This is a genomic window from Brachybacterium sp. GU-2 (genome assembly GCF_030866705.2).
GTDB classification, from domain to species: domain Bacteria; phylum Actinomycetota; class Actinomycetes; order Actinomycetales; family Dermabacteraceae; genus Brachybacterium; species Brachybacterium conglomeratum.
Genome location: NZ_CP133037.2, coordinates 2909756 through 2927794, shown reverse-complemented (window position 1 = coordinate 2927794; position 18039 = coordinate 2909756). Strand labels below are relative to the sequence as shown.

The window sequence follows — 18039 nt, the reverse complement described above, 5'->3', positions numbered from 1 at the left end:
CTCTCGCCTCTCAACCCCAGACCAGGCCCAGGGAGGGGTCCTCGAGCACGGCGGAGACGTCGCGCAGCAGCTCCGCGCCGAGCGCCCCGTCGATCAGGCGGTGGTCGAAGCTCAGCGAGAGGGTCGCGACCCGGCGCGGCTCGATCCGCCCGTCCACCACCCACGGCTTCTCCTTGATCGCGCCGACGCCGAGGATGGCGGACTCCCCCGGGTTCAGGATCGGGGTGCCGGAGTCGATGTCGAAGACGCCGTAGTTGGTGATGGTGATGGTGCCGTCGCGGGTGTCGCGCAGGGAGGTGCGCCCGGCCCTCGCGGTGCGGGCGAGCTCCCCGATCCCCTCGGCGAGCTCCCGCAGCGTCATCAGGTGCGCGTCCTTCAGGTTCGGGACGATGAGGCCGCGCGGGGTCGCCGCGGCGATGCCGAGGTTGACGTAGTGCTTGTAGACGATCTCCTGGGCGTCCTCGTCCCAGGAGGCGTTGACCTCGGGATTTCGGCGGATCGCGACCAGCAGCGCCTTCGCGATCACGGCCAGGGGGCTGACCTTCACGTCGGCCCATTCGCGCGAGGCGCGCAGCTGGGAGATGATCCGCGTCACGCCAGTCATGTCGATCTCGTTGAACACCGTGACGTGCGGGGCGGTGAAGGCGGAGGCCACCATCGCCTCGGCGGTGCGCTTGCGGACCGAGCGGATCGGGACACGGGTGGTGCGCTCGTCGCTCGTGACGCCGGAGAAGGGCTGGTCACGAGTGGTCTTCATGACGTCGCCGAGGTGCTCGGGCGCCTGCGGGGACTCCTCGGGGAAGTACGCACCAGCGCCGTCGTGAGCGGCGGCCTCCGCGCCGTAGGAACGCTGCTGAGCGTTGAGCACGTCCTGCCGGGTGACGGTGCCCTCGGGGCCGGTGGCGAGCACGTCGTGCAGCGCGATCCCGAGGTCGCGGGCGAGCTTGCGCACCGGCGGCTTGGCGAGGATCCGGTCGATGGGGACCTGCTGCTCCGCGGCGGGCTGCGCGGGCTGGGCCCGGCGTCGGCGGCGGCGCGTGCCCGTGGCCCGCTCCCCGTAGCCGACGAGGTTCTTCGGCTCCTGCGCGGCCGGCGCGCCCTCGCTCTCGCTCGGGGCGGCGGGCTGCTCCGCCTGCCCCTCGGCCTGCTCGGCGGCCTGCTCCGTCGCCTGGGCGGAGAGCTCGGCGGCCGACGGGTCCGCCTCCGCCGCTGCGCCGGAGGGGGCGGCGGGTGCCTGGGCCGGGACGGCCCCGCCGGTGGTGTCCACACGCATCAGCGGGGCGCCGACGGGCACCTCCTCGCCGACGGCGACGAGGATCTCGACGACGGTGCCGGCGACGTGGCTGGGCAGCTCGACCGCGCTCTTGGCGGTCTCGACCTCGACGACGGGGTCGTTGATCTCCAGGCGGTCGCCGACGGCGACCTTGATCTCGAGGACCTCGGCCTCGGTGAGGCCCTCGCCGGGATCGGTGAGGGCGATCGTGACGATCGAGGAGGCGTTCATGGTCGTGATCCTTTCACGCGGCGGGCGCGCGGGTCAGTGCTCGAGCAGACGGTCCACGCCGTCCAGCACCCGGTCGAGGTCGGGGAGATAGGCGTGCTCCATGCGGGAGGGCGGATAGGGCAGGTGGTAGCCGCCCACGCGCAGCACCGGCGCCTCGAGGTGGTAGAAGCACTGCTCGGAGATGCGGGCGGCGATCTCGCCGCCGAGCCCGCCGAGCACGGGGGCCTCGTGGACGATCAGCAGGCGCCCGGTGCGCCGCACCGAGTCCGCGATCGTGGGGTAGTCGACGGGGGCGAGGGAGCGGGCGTCGATCACCTCGAGGTCGAGGCCGTCGGCCGCGGCGGCCTCGGCGCTCTCGAGGACGACGGGCATGCTCGGTCCCCAGGCGAGCACCGTCGCGTCGGTGCCGGGGCGCACCACCTGCGCCTGCCAGGGCGAGAGCTCGGGGCGGTGGTCGGGGTCGACGTCGCCCTTGACCCAGTAGCGCCGCTTGGGCTCGAGCATGATCACGGGATCCTCGGACTCGATCGCCTGGCGGGTCATCCAGTACGCGTCCTGCGCGGTGGAGGGGGCGAGGATGCGCAGGCCCGCGGTGTGGGCGAAGAGCGCCTCGGGGCTCTCGGAGTGGTGCTCGACGGCGCCGATGCCGCCGCCGTGCGGGATCCGGATCACCATCGGCATGTTCACCCGGCCGGAGGTGCGGTTGTGCATCTTCGCGACCTGGGTGGTGATCTGGTTGAAGGCGGGGAAGACGAATCCGTCGAACTGGATCTCGACCACGGGCCGGTAGCCGCGCAGGGCCAGGCCCACGGCGGTGCCGACGATCCCGGCCTCCGCGAGCGGGGTGTCGACCACGCGCTGGGAGCCGAACTCGGCGTGGAGCCCGTCGGTGACGCGGAAGACGCCGCCGAGCACGCCGATGTCCTCGCCCATCAGCAGGACCTTGTCGTCGGCGGTCAGCGCGTCACGCAGCCCCGCGGTGATGGCCTTCGCGATCGGGAGGGTCGTGGTGGAAGGGGTGGAGGAGGTGCTCATGCGCTCGTCCCCTCCTCGTCCTCGAACTGGGCGACGTACGCGAGGTACTCCTCGCGCTCGGCGTCGACGATCGGGTGGGGCTCGGCGTAGGGGTGGTCGAACATGCGCACCGGGTCGGGGTCCTCCATGCCGTGGATGTGGTGGTGGAGCTGCATCGCGAGGTCGTACGCCTCCTCGTCGCAGCGGGCGACGAAGGCCTCGTCGATCTCGCCGAGCTGCTCGAGGTGGCGGCGCAGGCGCAGGATCGGGTCCTTCTCCGCCCATTCCTGCTCCTCCGCGGCGGGACGGTAGCGGGAGGCGTCGTCGCTGGTGGTGTGCGCGGCCATGCGGTAGGTGAGGGCCTCGACGAAGACCGGCCCCTCCCCCGCGCGGGCCGAGTCCAGGGCGGTGCGCACGGCGCCGAGCACCGCCAGGACGTCGTTGCCGTCCACGCGCACCGAGGGGATGCCCCAGCCGCGGGAGCGCTGGGCGAGGGGGACGCGGGTCTGGACGGAGGTGGGCACGGAGATCGCCCACTGGTTGTTCTGCGTGTAGAAGACGACGGGGGCCTGGAAGGAGGCGGCGAAGGTGAAGGACTCCGAGACCTCCCCCTCGCTCGAGGCGCCGTCGCCGAAGAGGGCGAGGACCGCGGTGTCGGTGGCGCTGTCTCCGGTGCCGACGACGCCGTCGCGCTGCAGCCCCATCGCATAGCCGACCGCGTGCGGGGCCTGGGAGCCGAGCACGATCATGTAGGGGTGGGTGCGCAGCTCGTTGGGGTCCCAGCCGCCGTGGCTGATGCCGCGGAACATCTCCAGCAGGCGCCACGGCTCGATGCCGCGGGCCCAGGCGACGCCGTGCTCGCGATAGGTGGGCACGAGATAGTCCTGCTCGCGGGAGGCGTGGCCGGCCCCGATCTGCGCGGCCTCCTGCCCGAGCGCGCTCGCCCACAGGCCGAGCTGGCCCTGGCGCTGCAGGCTCGTCGCCTCGAGGTCCGCGGCGCGGATCATCACCATGTCGCGGTAGTAGCCGCGCAGCCGCTCGGGGGTGGCGAGCCCCGCCTCCTCGAGCACGGCGTCGAGCTGCTCGTGCGGGGTGCGGGTGCCGTCGGGCCCCAGGAGCTGGACCATCGGCTCCTCGGCCGCGACGTCGGGGATCGTGGATCGGAAGACGCTCACGGGGGCGAGCGTAACCTACGGTGCCGTAAGTTCCAAGGAGCCGTCCGTCACCGCCGCCGGGAGCCCGGTGCGGCGCGGGTGCGGCGCAGCGCCCCCTCCCCCGCCTCCGGCAGCGCGGCGGCGAGCGCGAGGGCGTCGATCGCGTCCGGGCTCGTGCCGGACATCATCCCCAGCGCCTTCATCCTGCTCTCCCGCCGCGGTCCGCGCCGTCGAGGAGCAGGTCCACGGCGGCGCGCATCATGGTGCGGCCGGCGCCGTGGGCGAGGACGATCAGGCGGTGGTCGGGGGCGGCGTCGGGCACCCCGGTGTGGACCACGATCGTGTCCGGCCGAGCGGCGAGCAGGGCGGCCAGGCGGCGTCCCTCCTCGGCGTCGCTGCGGGGCAGACGGGTCACCGCGAGCAGCTGCGCGGTCGGGTCGTCCTGGGCGCGCCGCGCCGGGAGCCGCGGGCCCGCGGGAGGCGCAGACCGCTCCGGGTGCCGATGCTGCTCGGGGCCGTCGAGCTCCGGGGGCTCCGCGGCGTCGATCCCCCGTTCGCGCAGCGCCGCGACCAGTTGCTGGGTGCGGGCTCCGGAGGTGTGCTGGGCCCGGTGGCGAAGGTCGAGCACGACGGCGGGCCGCCCGTCGAGGCGGGCGTGGCCGTGGCGGGAGCTGACCGCGCGGGCGGCCGCCGCGGCCCCGAGTCGTTCGAGACCGGCGAGGGCGTCCTCGATCTCGGGGGCGGGGACGAAGCGGCGCCGGGTGCGCAGACTGCGCAGGCGCTCACGGGTGCGCTCGGCACGCTCGCGGAGCACGACGCGCGGGAGTCGCCCCGTCTCGACCGCGTCGAGGAGCGCATCGTGCGCCTCGCGGAGCATCCGCTCGTCATCCCGGCGCAGGGAGGTGCCCAGGCACAGCAGGTCGGCGCCCGCCTCGATCGCGCGGACGGCCGCCTCCCCACAGCCGGGGTCCTCGGCGACGGCCGCCATGTCGAGCGCGTCGGTGATGACCAGGCCGTGGAAGGTGCCGCCCACTGCGCGGTCCAGCAGCGGCCGCGCCCAGGGCGAGATCGAGGCAGGCCCCTCGCCGAGCGCGGGGACCAGCACGTGCGCGGTCATCACCGAGTCGAGCCACGGTGCAATCCGCCAGGGCGCCAGGTGCTCGCGCTCGAACTCCGCCGGTCCGAGGTCGATCCGCGGGAGCGCGGTGTGCGAGTCGGCGGAGGTCGCGCCGTGGCCGGGGAAGTGCTTCGCGCAGGTGCCGAGCCCGGCGTCGATCAGCCCGGCCGCGAAGGCGCGGGCGTGCAGGGCGACCCGGTTGGGCTCGTCCCCGTAGGCGCGCGTGCCGATCACCGGGTTCGCGGGATCGGTGGACACGTCCAGCACGGGAGCGAGGTCCAGGTCGAGGTCGCAGGCGGCGAGCAGGTCGCCGAGGGCGCGCCCCGCCCGCCGGGTGAGCTCGGGGTCGTCTATCGCGCCGAGCGCCCTGGCCGTCGGCAGGCCGGAGCCGGTCGCGGACTGGAGGCGGGTGACGTCCCCGCCCTCCTCATCGATCGCGACCACGCAGTGCTCGGCCCGGGCGTGGAGCGCGCGGGCGAGGTCGCGGGCGGTCGCGGCGTCGGGGGTGTTGTGCCCGAAGAGGATCACCGAGGCGAGGCCGCCGTCGAGCGCGTGGCCGAGCCAGCCCGGCACGGCGGTGCCGGTTAAGGGGGCCATGAGCACGCCGAGCACGTCGGCGTCGTAGCGGAGCCGGGCGCCGGGGCCGGCGGGGATGCTGGTCATGCCTCAGCCTTTCACGGCGTCGGCGGTCATGCCCTCGGCGAGGGCCCGTCGGACCGGCGCGGAACATGCGCAGACAGGAGGCGCCGTCGAGGCAGGCGGCCTCCTCGAGCTCGCGGGGGACCGCGGCGTGAACGCCCCGGAGCTCCCAGATCGCGAGAGCGAGGGACCTCGCGCCCCGGGCGGTCCGGCACGCCGCAGCGCCCCCGCCGCTCCACGTCTCGGGAACGTCTCGTCGAACGGCCGGGGCGAGCAAGAGGAGCCGGGCGGGACCGGACGGTCAGGCGCCGACGGCCTCGGGGACCACCCCGACCGCAGCGGCGAGCGCCTGCGGGTCCAGCGGCTCCTGCTCGGCGTCGAGATCGACCACGGGCAGCGGGCAGTCGCCGAGGTCGTGGATCTCGAGCCGCTCGCCGCCGCGGTTCATCGACTGGTGGGCGATGACGCCGGGCAGCGTGTAGCGGGCGGCCTGCCACGCGTTGACCACGGGCTGGTGGCCGCCGACGACGGCGTGGGCGAAGTCGTCGACGAGGAAGTGGTGGGCGCCCTCGTGCCCGTTGGGCATGCCCTGGAACTCCTCGGGCAGGCGCTCCTGGTGGTGGGCGCGGGAGGCACCGGCGACGAAGGCGTCGCGCAGGGTGGGCGAGACGTCCGCGAGCCGCGGGTCGTCCAGGCTCATGGTGCGGTCGGTGCGGATCAGGTCCGTCACCTCGAGCACGTCCTTCTTGTCGTGCCAGTAGGTGACGTCGACGGTCTCCTCGAAGGAGGAGGCCTCGCCGAAGAAGCGGAAGCGGCTCTCGCGCTTGTGGGAGGGGTAGCCCACACGGCGCAGCTCGTTGGTGCGGAAGGCGCCGCCGTTGTCCATCCCGAACAGGGCGAAGGCGTTGGAGACGTCGTTGCCGAACATCGAGACGTCCTTGTCGAAGACCCCGTCGCCGCGGGTGTCGGGGCGTCCCAGCGCCGAGACGGAGACGGCGTGCCGCTCCCCCAGCACGCCGAGGATGCCGCCGATGGAGTGCGTGGGGTAGAGCAGGGGCGGGTAGGAGGCGGTGGACTTCCACTGCTCGCCGCCGGAGTACCTGTAGGCGTCGTAGAAGCCGAGGTCCATGTCGTGGACGTAGTCGCCCTCGGCGTAGAACACCTCGCCGAACGCGCCGGAGCGGTGGATGCGCCGGGCGAGGACGACGGCGGCGTTGTACTGGCTGGTCTCGCCCATCATGTAGACGAGCCCCGTGCGCTGCACCTCCTCGGTGATCTGGCGGATCTCGTCCTCCTCGATGGCCATCGGCACCGCGGAGTAGACGTGCTTGCCGGCACGGAGGGCGGCCAGGGCATGCTGCCCGTGGGTCCAGCGCTGGGTGAAGATCGCGACCGCGTCGACGTCGGAGGCGAGCAGCTCCTCGAGGGTCTCGAACCGGCCGGCGAAGGCGACCCCGCGCGCCTCGACGGCGTCGATCCGCTCGGGGACGGCGTCGACGGCGTAGAGCGCGTCGATGTCGGGATGGGCGGCGAAGAGCTCCGCGAAGTGGGATCCGAACTGACCGATCCCGACGATGCCCAGCGTGAACGACATATTTCCTCCTTGAAAGTAAGTGTTGGGAGGAACGCTACGGCACGGCAGGGGCGGCGGCAAGCCCGGCCCGGCCGACGAGGGCCCCGACGGCGGCCGCGGAGCGGACCGAGCCCGACCGACGGGCTCCGGGGCCGACGGGACAGGGGCTCCTCAGAGCTGGCGCCAGCGCCCCGAGCGCCACACCTCGCGCCACGGCGGGACCTCGCGGCCCTGCACGGCCATCCGTCGGCGCAGGTTCCGACGGGTCATCAGCATCCCGACCACCCCGATCGCGAGCAGCGGGAGCTGAACGGCGAAGGCGAGGCGGAAGGAGGCCAGGTCGTAGTCCCCGTCGGGGCGCAGCAGGTCCAGCACCACGCCGATCAGGAGGATCGCGACGAGGGCGCCGATGAAGCCGCCCATGATCACAGCGCCGGTCGCGGTGCCGAGGCGGTGCTTGGCCAGGTCCGTGCGCGGGAAGTCGAAGCCGACGGAGCTGGCGGGGCCGCCGATGGAGTACCCGGAGACCAGCACGATCAGCAGCCACATCGGGGCGTTGCCCGGCCACAGCACGAGCGCGAGCAGCGGCACCACGATCGTCGCGACGATCAGCAGCACCAGCGTGGAGCGGCGCAGCGGGTGCCGCTGGGTGAGCGCGCCGATCAGCGGACCGCCGACGATCGCGACGACCACCAGCACGGTCATCACCGCGGAGGCGGCGGGGCGGCTGAGCCCCTCCCCCGCGGTGAGATACGGGTAGCCCCACATCATCGAGAACGCGATGCCGGGGAAGCCGGCCGTGAAGTGGGTGAAGAAGCCCAGCTGCGTCGAGGGGTGGCGCACGATCCGCCCCAGCACCACGGGGATCCGTCGGAGGTCCTGCTTCACCGTCGGCCGCGGCATCCCCGGCGGCGTCGCGCGGACGACGAGCAGCACCAGCACGGCGGCGATCGCGCTGAGCGCCGCGGCGGAGGAGAAGGCGGGCGTCCAGCCGGCCACGCTCAGCACGGCGACGAAGGGGACGGCGGAGAGGATCTGCCCGACCTGGCCGAGGATGCCGGTGAGCTGGGTCAGCAGCGGCACGCGTCCGGGCGGGAACCAGGCCGGGACCAGCCGGATCGCACTTGCAAAGGTCAGCGCATCGCCCGCGCCGAGCACGATGCGGGCGATCATCGCCACGCCCACGGTCTCGGTCTGGGACATGAGCACCTGGCCGAGCGCCATCAGCACGGCGCCGGCGGTGAGGGTGACGCGGGAGCCGTAGCGGTCCAGCAGCACGCCGGCGGGGATCTGGGCGAGGGCGTAGACGCCGAGCTGGAGCCCCACGAAGGTCGACACGATGGTCGCCGAGGCCCCGAACCGGTCCGCGGCCTCGAGCCCGGCGACGCCCATCGTGGTGCGCTGCAGCACGGCGATCGAATAGGCGGTGACCGCCGCGATCCAGACCGCGTAGGCGCGGGGGCCGCCGAGGGCGGGAGCGGGGACAGGGGCGGCGGGGGCGGCCATGGGGTCCTTCGTGCGAGGAGGTGCGGGGCGACGTGCAGTCGGACCGGACGCCTCGGGCGCCCGTCCCGCAGCGGCAGGGGCCCGACCGCTCTCAAGACTATCGGCGGCGTCCGCGGGGCCGGTAGTGATATCCGCCCCTCCCCGTATCACCGGGGGCGTCCGTCGGCCGGTCCTGGGTCGCCGGCCGGACGTGCCGCGCAGCACGGCCGGGGCTGGGCTATGGTGCCGCCATGCGCGTCGCGACGATCAGCTGGTGGGCCGCCTGAGGGCGGTCCCCTGTCGCATGCGCTGACACCGAAGCCGCCCGTCACCCGGGCGGCTTCTCGTGTCTGCGAGCCTCCCGGTCCGGGCCCTATCACGGGAGGTTCCCATGCCCAGCACCACCGCACCCGCCGTCGACGGGGCTTCCGCCCCGCGCACCCTCGCCGAGGCCGCGGCGCTCCCCCGCTCCGCTGCCTTCGCCGGGAACACCGGCGGTCGCTTCGGCGACCACGGCGGCGCGATCCTGCCGCCGCCGCTCGCGGAGCCGATGGCGAAGGTCGCCGCCGCCTACGAGGAGGCCCGGCACGACGAGGAGTTCTTCGCGGAGTACTCGCGCCTGCTGCGCGAGGTCGTCGGCCGCCCTTCCCCGATCACGAGCGCCGACCGGCTCTCCGACCAGCTCGGAGGGGCCCGGATCCTGCTCAAGCGCGAGGACCTCAACCACACCGGCGCCCACAAGATCAACCACACGATCGGCGAGGCGCTGCTGGCGAAGCGGATGGGCAAGCGCACCCTGATCGCCGAGACCGGGGCGGGCCAGCACGGGGTCGCGCTCGCGACCGCCGCGGCGCTCGTCGGCCTGGAGTGCGAGATCCACATGGGCGCGGTCGACGTCGCCAAGCAGCGCCCGAACGTGGTGCGCATGCGCCTGCTGGGCGCGAAGGTGGTCGCGGTGGAGACGGGCCAGGCCACCCTGAAGGAGGCGGTCGACTCCGCCTTCGCCGTCTACGCCGCGGATTCCGAGCGCTACCTCTTCGCGATCGGGTCCGTGGTGGGTCCGGCGCCCTTCCCGGACATGGTGCGCGACTTCCAGTCCGTCGTGGGCCGCGAGTCCCGTGCCCAGCACCTCGCCGCGCACGGCCGCCTGCCGGGCGCGGTGATCGCCTGCGTGGGCGGCGGCTCCAACGCGATCGGCGCCTTCACCGCCTATCTCGAGGACGAGGAGGTGCGGCTGATCGGTGTCGAGCCCGGCGGGCAGGGCGACGAGCCGGGCCGCCACGCCGCGACGATGAGCTTCGGCCGCCCCGGCATGCTGCACGGGATGGAGACCCTCGTCCTGCAGGACGAGGACGGCGAGCCCGGCGAGGTCCACTCGATCGCCTCGGGCCTGGACTACCCCGGCGTCGGGCCGCAGCACGTGCATCTGCGGGAGCTGGGCCGGGTCGAGTACGTGCGCGAGGGCGACGAGGCGGTGCTCGATGCCTTCCGCCTGCTCAGCCGCACCGAGGGGATCATCCCCGCGCTCGAGTCCGCGCACGCCCTCGCCCATGCGATCCGGATCGCGCCGACGATGGGCCATGAGGAGCACCTGCTGGTGAACCTCTCCGGGCGCGGCGACAAGGACATCGACTACGTCGCCGAGAGGATCGGGATGACCGGGGAGGCCGACGCCTTCGTGCGGTGACCCGCAGCCTGGGAGCCCCACTGGGGTGACCCGCAGGTCACCGAGGGATCCCCTTGCCGCCGGGTCGTGGCGGTGCTTCGCTGAGGGACATGCACCCCTCGCGAAGCGTTGCTGCCTGGCATATGCCGCCGATGCCGCCGGCTCTCTCGGGATCGCCGCGTCGATGCTCCCGCTCGGCGCGGTGATCGTCCGGACCACGGATCTCGCGTCCATGCCGTGGTTCGGGCACGTCGTCCCGGCCGCGGAGCCCGTCGGCGCCTGAGGCTCCGCCCGCCCGGCAGACCTGCCGGGCGCCGTGCGGCCGGTCCCGCGCGCCCGGCGGCGGCTCAGCCCGCGAGCCACTCCTTCGCGATGGCGAGCAGGCGATCGTTCGCCTCCTCCTCCGCGATGGTGGCGCGCACCCCGTCGGTGCCGTAGGCGCGCAGCACGAGGCCACGTGCGTCGGCGAACTCGGCGAACTCGCTCGTGCGCTTCCCGAGCGGGAAGTAGACGAAGTTGCCCTGGCTCGCGGGCAGCTCCCAGCCCTGCTCGCGCAGTCCGGCCATCACCCGCGAGCGCTCGGAGCGGACCTGCTCCGCGCGGCGCTCGAGCGCCTCGGCCGCCTCGGGGGCGAGCGAGGCGAGGGCCGCGGCCTGGGCGGGGGCTCCCGCACCGAAGGGCACGGTGACCTGGCCGAGCGCCCGGGCGAGCCGCGGATGGGCGACGGCGTAGCCGATGCGCAGCCCGGCCAGGCCCTGGAGCTTCGAGAAGGTGCGCAGCAGCACCACGTTGCCGTGGCGGCGGAAGATCCCGGCGGTGCCGAGCACGGTCGCGGGGTCGTGGAACTCGCGGTAGGCCTCGTCGATCGCGACCACCACGTCCTCGGGGACGCGGGCGAGGAAGTCCTCGACCTGCTCGGTGGAGAGCGAGGGGCCGGTGGGGTTGTTCGGGGTGCACAGCAGCACCAGGCGGGTGCGCTCGGTGACCGCCGCGGCCATCGCCTCGAGGTCGTGCTCGCCCTCCGCGGTCAGCGGCACCGGCACGGGGGTGCCGCCGTGGGAGCCGACGAGGATCGGGTAGGCCTCGAAGGAGCGCCAGGCGTACACGACCTCGTCCCTCTCGCCGACGACGGCGCGCACGAGGTCGCCGGTGACCGCGACGGCGCCGGTGGACAGGGCGATCTGCGCCGGGTCCACGCCGTGCTTCTGTCCGAGCGCGGCGCGCAGCTGCTGCGCCGAGGCGTCGGGGTAGCGGTTCGAGGACTCCATCGCGGCGACCGCGGCATCGCGCACCGAGGGGATCGGCGGCAGGTGCGACTCGTTCGAGGAGACCTTGAAGCGATGGATCCCGTCGTCGGCCGCGGGCTTCCCGGCCACGTAGGCGGGCAGGTTCTCGAGCGCGGGACGAAGACGGATCGTCTCTGCGGGCTGGTCGAGTCGAGCTGCGGGGTCGGACATGCCGTCCAGGGTATGCCGGACGTCGTCACCGGCGCGGCGGAGTCCGAGGGCGTCCCCACCCCGACATCCAGGGGCTTTCCCCCATGCGTGCACAGCGTCCCGCGAGGACAATAGCCCCATGAGATTCCTCGGACACATCATCGTCACCGGCCTCGCGCTGTGGGTCACGGCCCTGATCCTGCCCGGCATGCATCTGGGCGACGACTCGGCGACCCTGCTCACCCAGGTCCTCACGATCGGCGCGATCGCGCTGATCCTCGCGCTGATCAACACCATCGTGAAGCCGCTGCTGTCGTTCCTGGCCTTCCCCATCACCTGCCTGACGCTGGGGCTGTTCCAGCTGGTGATCAACACGCTCATGCTGCTGCTCGCGAGCTGGGTGTCGGGGCTCGTGGGCCTGACCCTCGAGTTCGACTCCTTCTGGTGGGCGCTGCTGGCGGGCGTGATCATCGGGATCCTCTCGGCGATCGTCGAGGCCGTCACCGGCGTCGGCGAGCGCGACGTCGAGCGGGCCTGACCCCTCACCGCGCCGGAGGGACTCTCGGCCTCCCGGCGCGCCCCCGGCGCCGTCGGCCCTGAGCCGACGCCCGCGCATCCGCGCTGCCCCCCGCGCCCGCCCGTCGGCCCCGACGGCGCGGGTGCGCGCGATTCTGGGAGAATGCCCGTCATGGCTCACTCCTTCGCGGACATCACTCCCCCGATCGCCCTCACCCCGCTCGACGGTCGCTACCGCGGCCAGGTCGCACCGCTGGTCGACCACCTGTCCGAGGCGGCGCTGAACCGCTCCCGCCTGGTGGTGGAGACCGAGTGGATGATCCACCTGCTGGACGGCGAGGTGATCCCCGGTCTGCGCACCCTGACCGATGAGGAGCGGGCGCTGCTGCGCGCGATCCCGGAGGACTTCGGCGCCGACGGCATCGCCGAGCACGCCGAGATCGAGCGGGAGACCGTCCACGACGTCAAGGCGATCGAGTACTACATCAAGCGCCGCCTGGCCGGCACCTCCCTCGAGCCGCTCGCCGAGGTCGTGCACATCTACTGCACCAGTGAGGACGTCAACAACCTCGCCTACGCGCTGATGATCCGCGGGGCCGTGCACGAGGTGTGGCTGCCCGCCTTCGAGGCACTGATCGGCGACCTCGAGGCCCTCGCCCGCGAGACCGCCGAGGTGCCGATGCTCTCGCGCACCCACGGCCAGGCCGCGACCCCCACCACCCTCGGCAAGGAGATGGCGGTCTTCGCGCACCGCCTGGGCCGCCAGGCCCGCCGCATCCCCGCGAACCAGATGCTGGGCAAGATCAACGGCGCGACCGGCACCTACGCCGCGCACGCCGTGTCCGTGCCGGGCGCGGACTGGGAGCGCATCGCGCGCACCTTCGTGGAGCACCTGGGCCTGACCTGGAACCCCCTGACCACGCAGATCGAGTCCCACGACTGGCAGGCCGAGGTCTACGCCGACATCGCCCGCGCCGGCCGGATCCTGCACAACCTCGCCACCGACGTGTGGACCTACATCTCGCTGGGCTACTTCCGCCAGCGCCTGTCCGCGCAGGGCGGCACCGGCTCCTCGACCATGCCCCACAAGGTCAACCCCATCCGCTTCGAGAACGCGGAGGCGAACCTCGAGGTCTCCGGCGCTCTGCTGGACGTGCTCTCCCAGACCCTGGTCACCTCGCGCCTGCAGCGCGACCTCACCGACTCGACCACGCAGCGCAACGTCGGCCCGGCGCTCGGCCACTCGCTGCTGGCGATCGCGAACATCCGCAAGGGCCTGGCGGGCCTGGACGTCGACGCCGACGCGATGGCCGCGGACCTCGAGGGCAACTGGGAGGTGCTCGGCGAGGCGGTGCAGTCCGTGATGCGCACCCTGGGCGTGCAGGGCCACGAGGGCCTGGACAACCCTTACGAGCGGCTGAAGGACCTCACCCGCGGCCACCGCGTGGACGGGGAGGGGATGCGCGAGTTCATCTCCTCGCTCGGCCTGCCCGAGGCGGAGCAGGAGCGGCTGCTGGCCCTGACCCCGCAGACCTACGTGGGCCTCGCCGCGAAGCTCGTCGGCCACCTGGACGACCAGCGCGGCTGACGCGCCCCGCACGGCCGACGACCCCTCCTGCTCGGGCGAGCAGGAGGGGTCGTCCTGGTTCCGGCGGACGGGGCCCGGGTCGGGCCGGCCCGTCGGCCGCGCCGGGTCAGCCGATCGCGCGGGGGCGCAGGTCCAGGCTCGTCACCACCGCGTCCTCCGGGGCGCGCAGCACGAAGCCGATCGCCGCGGCGACCGTGGTGGGGCGCAGGTACTGCTCGGCCTGGTAGGCGCCCTGCTCGGCGGCGCGCAGCTCGTGCTGCATGTCGGTGTCGACCCGTCCGGGGTGGACCGAGCTGACCCGCACGCCCGCGGCGAGCTCCTCCTCGCGCAGCGCGTCGGCCCAGGCGCGCAGCGCGAACTTCGAGGCGGAGTAGGCGCCGCGGTCCCCCTTCGCGGCGTAGCCGGAGCCCGAGTTCACGGCGACGACGGTGCCGCGCGCCGCGCGCAGCGCGGGAAGCAGGCGCCGGGTCAGCTCCGAGACGGCGGTGACGTTGACCGCGAAGTTCCGCTCCCAGTCCGCGGGCGTCAGCTCCTCGATGGAGCCGTTCACCAGGATCCCCGCGGAGTGGACGAGGCCAGCGAGTCCTTCCTCGAGGGCGAGGCCGGTCAGCGCCCGGTCGAGATCGGCGGGGTCGGTGAGCTCGGCGACGACGGGCTCGGCCGACGGGAGCTCCGCGGCGAGCGCGGCGAGCGCCTGCTCGTCCCGCCCGCCCAGCAGCAGGTGGTGGTCGGCGGCCAGCTCGTGCGCGACGGCGCGGCCGATCCCCCGGTTCGCGCCCGTGACCAGGACGACGGGACGGGAGGTGCGGGCAGCGGGATGCGAGGCAGTCATGGGATCGAGTCTGGCACGGAGCCGGGGTGAGAGCATGTGCGCGTGGAGACGTGGAGACCGAGCCCGGCCTGGCTGCGCGCCGAGGTGCTCATCGTGCTGGCGCTCTCGCTGGGGCGCAGCGCCGTGTACTCGCTGATCGCGCTGGCCCAGGCCCTCGCCGCCGGCCCCCTCTCCGGTCAGTCGACCTCGCTGAACTCCTCGCTGCGGGAGGACGCGTGGCTGGACCTGATGTACCAGCTGCTCTCGATCGTCTTCGCCCTGGTGCCGGTCGCGCTGGTGGTGCTGCTGCTGGCCGCGACCGCGGGCTCGCTGCGCCAGGCGCTCGGCGACCTCGGCCTGGACCTCGCCAGGCCGCTGCGGGACCTGGGCCACGGGCTGCTGCTCACCGCCGCGATCGGGGTGCCGGGCCTGGCCGTCTACTACCTGGGTCGGGCGCTGGGCGCGACCGTGGAGGTGATCCCGGCGGCGCTCGCGACCCACTGGTGGACCACTCCGGTGCTGATCCTCCACGCGCTGAAGAACGCGCTGCTCGAGGAGGTGATCGTGGTCGGCTACCTCTACCAGCGCCTCGAACGGCTCGGCTGGTCGCCGAGTCGGATCCTGCTCGCCTCCGCCCTGCTGCGCGGCGCGTACCACACCTACCAGGGGGTGGGTCCGGGGCTCGCGAACCTGGTGATGGGGCTGGTGCTCGGCGAGTGGTACCGACGCACCCGTCGGACGATGCCGCTGGTCGTGGCGCACACCCTCCTCGACGTGGCCGCGTTCGTGGGCTACGCGCTGCTGAAGGACGTGCTGCCGCTCTGAGGGAGGCGCCTCAGAGGATGAAGGCCTCGCCCTCGCCGTCGGACTCTATCGGCAGCCCGGACTCGAACCACTGGTCCATGCCCCCGCCGACGTTGATCGCGTCGAACCCGTTGGCGTTCAGCCACTGCGCGACCTGGAAGGAGCGTCCGCCGCTGCGGCAGACGATGTACAGGTCCTCGTCCGTCTCCGGGAGCTGCTCGAGGTTCTGCAGGAGCGTGCTCGCCGGGAGGTGCTGGGCGGTGGGGGCGTGCCCGGCATCCCATTCGGCCTGCTCGCGCACGTCGATGAGATGCGCGCCCTCGGGCACGTCCTGCGGGGCGACGGTCTGCATGTCCATCGCCCCAGCCTAACGGCCGTGCCCCGCGCCGCGGGAAGGCGGGGCGGGGCACGCGGAGGTGCCGCTCAGGCGGTGCGCGTCGCGTACCGGCGCACGAGCGGGGAGGCGACGAGCACGGCGAGGATCACCAGGGCGTAGGCCCCGGCGACGCTGACCAGGTAGCGCACCGCCGCGCTCGGATCGGCGGCGCCCGATCCCAGCACCGACAGCACGACGAGCAGAGCGGTGAAGGTCGCGAGCACCGAGCTCAGCAGCACCGGCAGCGTGATCTCCGCGATCCGGGCCCGGTGCAGCTGGCCCACCTCGGCGCCGGCGATGTGCTGGGCGCGCAGCACCGGCGCCTGGTCGATCACCCGCGCGGTCTGCGTCACGCCGGTGCCGACCGCGGCGAGGACGGCCGCGATGCCGAGGGTGAGCAGCCCGCCGGTGGACATGGCGGTGGCCATCATCCGGTCCTCGACCGCGCGGGCGCCGCCGTCCGGGGCGAGCGTCGCGAGCGTGGTGAGGAAGCCTGCGATGACCAGGGCGAAGGTGATCCCGGAGACGGCCCTCCAGCCGGCCTTCGGGTCCGCGGCGAGGCGCCTCGCGCCGACCATCAGCGCAGGGGTCGGGGCCGTGCGCGCCACGAGCAGCGCCACGCCCCAGACGAGGAACGGGCCGACCACGTTCACGCCGGCGACGACCGCGCCGATGAACACGATCATGATCCCGATGAACAGCATCCCGTCGGCGACCTCGCCGAAGATCATCCCGCCCACCTGCATGAACACGAGGAAGCCGAGGATCAGCGCCGCCCAGATCACCAGGCGGAGCACAGACATCCGCACGATGCGGGAGTCGCGGGCGACGCCGAGGGGGCTGAGCACCACTGCGGTGAGGGAGACGGCGGCGGAGCCCGCGGCGAGCAGGACCATGCCGATCACCAGCAGCGGATACGCCCACCACGGCATCAGCAGGTCCGCGGTGGTGAACGGGGCGATCCCGAAGTCGAGCGCGGTCAGGGGCGGGGTCACGAGCAGGTGCAGCACCACGCCGAGCAGCCCGCCGAGCAGAGCCTGCGCGGCGACGTCGAGGACCGCCACGGCGCCGACCTGGCCGGCGGTGCCGCCGACGAGACGGATCGAGGCGAGGTCCTGCTCGCGCCGGGCGAGCGAGAGCCTCGCCGCGGAGCCGCCGAGGCCGACGGCGCTCGGGATCAGCAGCACCGAGGCGACCATCGCGCAGGAGACCAGGAAGGGGATCAGCGAGGCCTCCCCCTCGAAAGCGACCTCGCCGTCGGCGGGGAGGCGGCCGACGAAGGCGGCGGCGCCGCCGAGCACGGTCCCGGTGATCGCAGTCGCCGCGGCGAAGGCGATCACGGGCAGGACGTCGGCGAGGGCGCCGCGGCGGCGCAGCAGGAGCGGGGCGGAGACGAGCAGGGCGTTCATCGGGCGTCCCCCGTGCCCTGCGCGCCCTCGGGTCGCACGTACTCGCGGGCGATCCGGCCGTCGCGCATCGCGACGGTTCGCCGGCAGGCCGCGGCGACCTTCGCGTCGTGGGTGACCATGACCAGGCTCGCGCCGGTCTCGGCGCACGCGTCGACGAGGGTCGCGAGGACGGACTGTCCGGTCTCCTGGTCCAGGGCGCCGGTGGGCTCGTCGGCGAAGACGACCGACGGACGCCCCGCGAGCGCGCGGGCGACCGCTACGCGCTGGGCCTGGCCGCCGGGGAGCTGGGTCGGCCGGCGGTGGTGCATCCCGGCGAGGCCGAGCCGGTCCAGCCAGGCGGTGGCCTCGGCGGTCGCGGCACGGCGCGAGGTGCCGCCGAGCATGCGCGGGAGGATCACGTTCTCGACCGCGGTCAGCTCGGGCAGCAGCTGGCCGTCCTGGAAGACGAAGCCGAACTCGCTGCGGCGCAGCAGGGTGCGCCGTCGGTCCCCGAGCTCGGCGAGGGCCTCGCCGTCCAGTCGCACCGTCCCGGAGGTCGGGGCGAGGATGCCGGCGAGCACGTGCAGCAGGGTGGTCTTGCCGCAGCCGGAGGGGCCCATCACGGCGAGGGAGTCGGCGCGGGCGATGTCGAGGTCCACGCCGTCGAGGGCCCGGGTGGCGGTCTGGTCGCTGCCGTAGGTGCGCACGAGCCCCCGGGCGGAGAGGATCGGCGTGGGATGGGCGGGCGCCGACGGGGCGGCGGAGGGCTGCGAGGCAGGGGGTGCGAAGTTCATGTCCCCCACGATCCGCCGCGGGCCCCTCACACCGCATCCGCCCGGGGATCGGTTCCGCACAGGCGGCGTCCGACCGTGGGATGACGCCCGGATGCGACCGTCGGCCCCGGGACGACGGAGCGCCGGGACCCGGGCACTCGGCCCAGGGTCCCGGCGCTCCTCGCCAGGACGTCG

At 73.8% G+C, this 18039-nt stretch carries 15 protein-coding genes and 1 pseudogene; 4 read left to right on the top strand and 12 right to left on the bottom strand.

The window, feature by feature from the left end; translation table 11 throughout:
* Positions 1-10 precede the first annotated feature (10 nt).
* The 7 genes and pseudogenes from RBL05_RS13240 to RBL05_RS13215 all read right to left on the bottom strand — a co-directional run bounded on the left by RBL05_RS13240 (position 11) and on the right by RBL05_RS13215 (position 8507).
* Positions 11-1504, bottom strand: a complete 1494-nt coding sequence (locus tag RBL05_RS13240; protein WP_308739072.1) for a dihydrolipoamide acetyltransferase family protein — start codon at positions 1502-1504, stop codon at positions 11-13.
* A gap of 33 nt (positions 1505-1537) precedes the next feature.
* A complete protein-coding gene (locus RBL05_RS13235) occupies positions 1538-2539 on the bottom strand; it encodes an alpha-ketoacid dehydrogenase subunit beta (protein WP_318603720.1) in 1002 nt (333 codons plus the stop codon).
* Positions 2536-3645, bottom strand: a complete 1110-nt coding sequence (locus tag RBL05_RS13230) for a thiamine pyrophosphate-dependent dehydrogenase E1 component subunit alpha (protein ID WP_318604318.1) — start codon at positions 3643-3645, stop codon at positions 2536-2538. Before RBL05_RS13230 ends, RBL05_RS13235 begins: the two co-directional genes overlap by 4 nt.
* 226 nt (positions 3646-3871) lie before the next feature.
* A complete protein-coding gene (locus RBL05_RS13225) occupies positions 3872-5452 on the bottom strand; it encodes a glycoside hydrolase family 3 N-terminal domain-containing protein (protein WP_308739073.1) in 1581 nt (526 codons plus the stop codon).
* 55 nt (positions 5453-5507) lie between these two features.
* A pseudogene (locus RBL05_RS16940) lies at positions 5508-5624 on the bottom strand (carbohydrate ABC transporter permease); the annotation flags it as partial.
* Positions 5625-5729: 105 nt separating this feature from the next.
* On the bottom strand, positions 5730-7022 hold the full coding sequence (locus RBL05_RS13220) for a Gfo/Idh/MocA family protein (RefSeq protein WP_308739074.1): 1293 nt from the start codon (positions 7020-7022) through the stop codon (positions 5730-5732).
* A 150-nt stretch (positions 7023-7172) separates the two neighbouring features.
* Positions 7173-8507, bottom strand: coding sequence for an MFS transporter (locus tag RBL05_RS13215; protein WP_308739075.1), 1335 nt, complete (start codon positions 8505-8507; stop codon positions 7173-7175).
* Between the two features lie 370 nt (positions 8508-8877).
* Between RBL05_RS13215 and trpB the strand changes: the two genes are divergently transcribed.
* Positions 8878-10173, top strand: a complete 1296-nt coding sequence (trpB, locus tag RBL05_RS13210; protein ID WP_318603717.1) for a tryptophan synthase subunit beta — start codon at positions 8878-8880, stop codon at positions 10171-10173.
* A gap of 326 nt (positions 10174-10499) precedes the next feature.
* Here the strand turns inward: trpB and RBL05_RS13205 are convergent, their stop codons facing one another.
* Complete coding sequence (locus RBL05_RS13205) at positions 10500-11609, bottom strand: histidinol-phosphate transaminase (protein ID WP_263311111.1); 1110 nt, start codon at positions 11607-11609, stop codon at positions 10500-10502.
* 118 nt (positions 11610-11727) lie between these two features.
* Here RBL05_RS13205 and RBL05_RS13200 point away from each other — a divergent pair, with 118 nt between their 5' ends.
* Entirely contained in the window at positions 11728-12126 is a 399-nt protein-coding gene (locus RBL05_RS13200; protein ID WP_263311112.1) for a phage holin family protein, read from the top strand.
* Between the two features lie 150 nt (positions 12127-12276).
* Complete coding sequence (purB, locus tag RBL05_RS13195) at positions 12277-13692, top strand: adenylosuccinate lyase (protein WP_263311113.1); 1416 nt, start codon at positions 12277-12279, stop codon at positions 13690-13692.
* Between the two features lie 106 nt (positions 13693-13798).
* On the opposite strand, the gene RBL05_RS13190 is transcribed toward purB, so the two are convergent.
* The gene (locus RBL05_RS13190) at positions 13799-14524 is read right to left on the bottom strand and encodes an SDR family oxidoreductase (protein ID WP_263311114.1); all 726 of its coding nucleotides are present in this window, start codon (positions 14522-14524) and stop codon (positions 13799-13801) included.
* 36 nt (positions 14525-14560) lie between these two features.
* On the opposite strand from RBL05_RS13190, the gene RBL05_RS13185 reads away from it, so the two are divergent.
* Positions 14561-15328 carry a CPBP family intramembrane glutamic endopeptidase gene (locus RBL05_RS13185; protein ID WP_263311115.1) on the top strand — a complete coding sequence of 256 codons (768 nt, stop codon included), beginning with the start codon at positions 14561-14563 and terminating at the stop codon, positions 15326-15328.
* A gap of 10 nt (positions 15329-15338) precedes the next feature.
* Here RBL05_RS13185 and RBL05_RS13180 read toward each other — a convergent pair whose 3' ends face one another.
* The 3 genes from RBL05_RS13180 to RBL05_RS13170 all read right to left on the bottom strand — a co-directional run bounded on the left by RBL05_RS13180 (position 15339) and on the right by RBL05_RS13170 (position 17865).
* A complete protein-coding gene (locus RBL05_RS13180) occupies positions 15339-15665 on the bottom strand; it encodes a rhodanese-like domain-containing protein (protein ID WP_010549566.1) in 327 nt (108 codons plus the stop codon).
* Between the two features lie 65 nt (positions 15666-15730).
* Complete coding sequence (locus tag RBL05_RS13175; RefSeq protein ID WP_308739076.1) at positions 15731-17092, bottom strand: FtsX-like permease family protein; 1362 nt, start codon at positions 17090-17092, stop codon at positions 15731-15733.
* Positions 17089-17865 (bottom strand): ABC transporter ATP-binding protein, encoded by a 777-nt coding sequence (locus RBL05_RS13170; RefSeq protein ID WP_308739077.1) that lies wholly within the window; start codon positions 17863-17865, stop codon positions 17089-17091. The genes RBL05_RS13175 and RBL05_RS13170 overlap by 4 nt, the downstream gene beginning before the upstream one ends.
* Between the last annotated feature and the right edge of the window lie 174 nt (positions 17866-18039).

Excerpts from the sequence above, each read along its gene's own strand:
- RBL05_RS13220 (WP_308739074.1), bottom strand. The coding sequence starts at position 7,022 with ATGTCGTTCACGCTGGGCATCGTCGGGATCGGTCAGTTCGGATCCCAC.
- RBL05_RS13225 (WP_308739073.1), bottom strand. The coding sequence starts at position 5,452 with ATGACCAGCATCCCCGCCGGCCCCGGCGCCCGGCTCCGCTACGACGCC.
- RBL05_RS13240 (WP_308739072.1), bottom strand. The coding sequence starts at position 1,504 with ATGAACGCCTCCTCGATCGTCACGATCGCCCTCACCGATCCCGGCGAG.
- RBL05_RS13215 (WP_308739075.1), bottom strand. The coding sequence starts at position 8,507 with ATGGCCGCCCCCGCCGCCCCTGTCCCCGCTCCCGCCCTCGGCGGCCCC.
- RBL05_RS13205 (WP_263311111.1), bottom strand. The coding sequence starts at position 11,609 with ATGTCCGACCCCGCAGCTCGACTCGACCAGCCCGCAGAGACGATCCGT.
- RBL05_RS13235 (WP_318603720.1), bottom strand. The coding sequence starts at position 2,539 with ATGAGCACCTCCTCCACCCCTTCCACCACGACCCTCCCGATCGCGAAG.
- RBL05_RS13190 (WP_263311114.1), bottom strand. The coding sequence starts at position 14,524 with ATGACTGCCTCGCATCCCGCTGCCCGCACCTCCCGTCCCGTCGTCCTG.
- RBL05_RS13175 (WP_308739076.1), bottom strand. The coding sequence starts at position 17,092 with ATGAACGCCCTGCTCGTCTCCGCCCCGCTCCTGCTGCGCCGCCGCGGC.
- purB (WP_263311113.1), top strand. The coding sequence starts at position 12,277 with ATGGCTCACTCCTTCGCGGACATCACTCCCCCGATCGCCCTCACCCCG.
- trpB (WP_318603717.1), top strand. The coding sequence starts at position 8,878 with ATGCCCAGCACCACCGCACCCGCCGTCGACGGGGCTTCCGCCCCGCGC.
- RBL05_RS13170 (WP_308739077.1), bottom strand. The coding sequence starts at position 17,865 with ATGAACTTCGCACCCCCTGCCTCGCAGCCCTCCGCCGCCCCGTCGGCG.
- RBL05_RS13180 (WP_010549566.1), bottom strand. The coding sequence starts at position 15,665 with ATGGACATGCAGACCGTCGCCCCGCAGGACGTGCCCGAGGGCGCGCAT.
- RBL05_RS13230 (WP_318604318.1), bottom strand. The coding sequence starts at position 3,645 with ATGGTCCAGCTCCTGGGGCCCGACGGCACCCGCACCCCGCACGAGCAG.
- RBL05_RS13200 (WP_263311112.1), top strand. The coding sequence starts at position 11,728 with ATGAGATTCCTCGGACACATCATCGTCACCGGCCTCGCGCTGTGGGTC.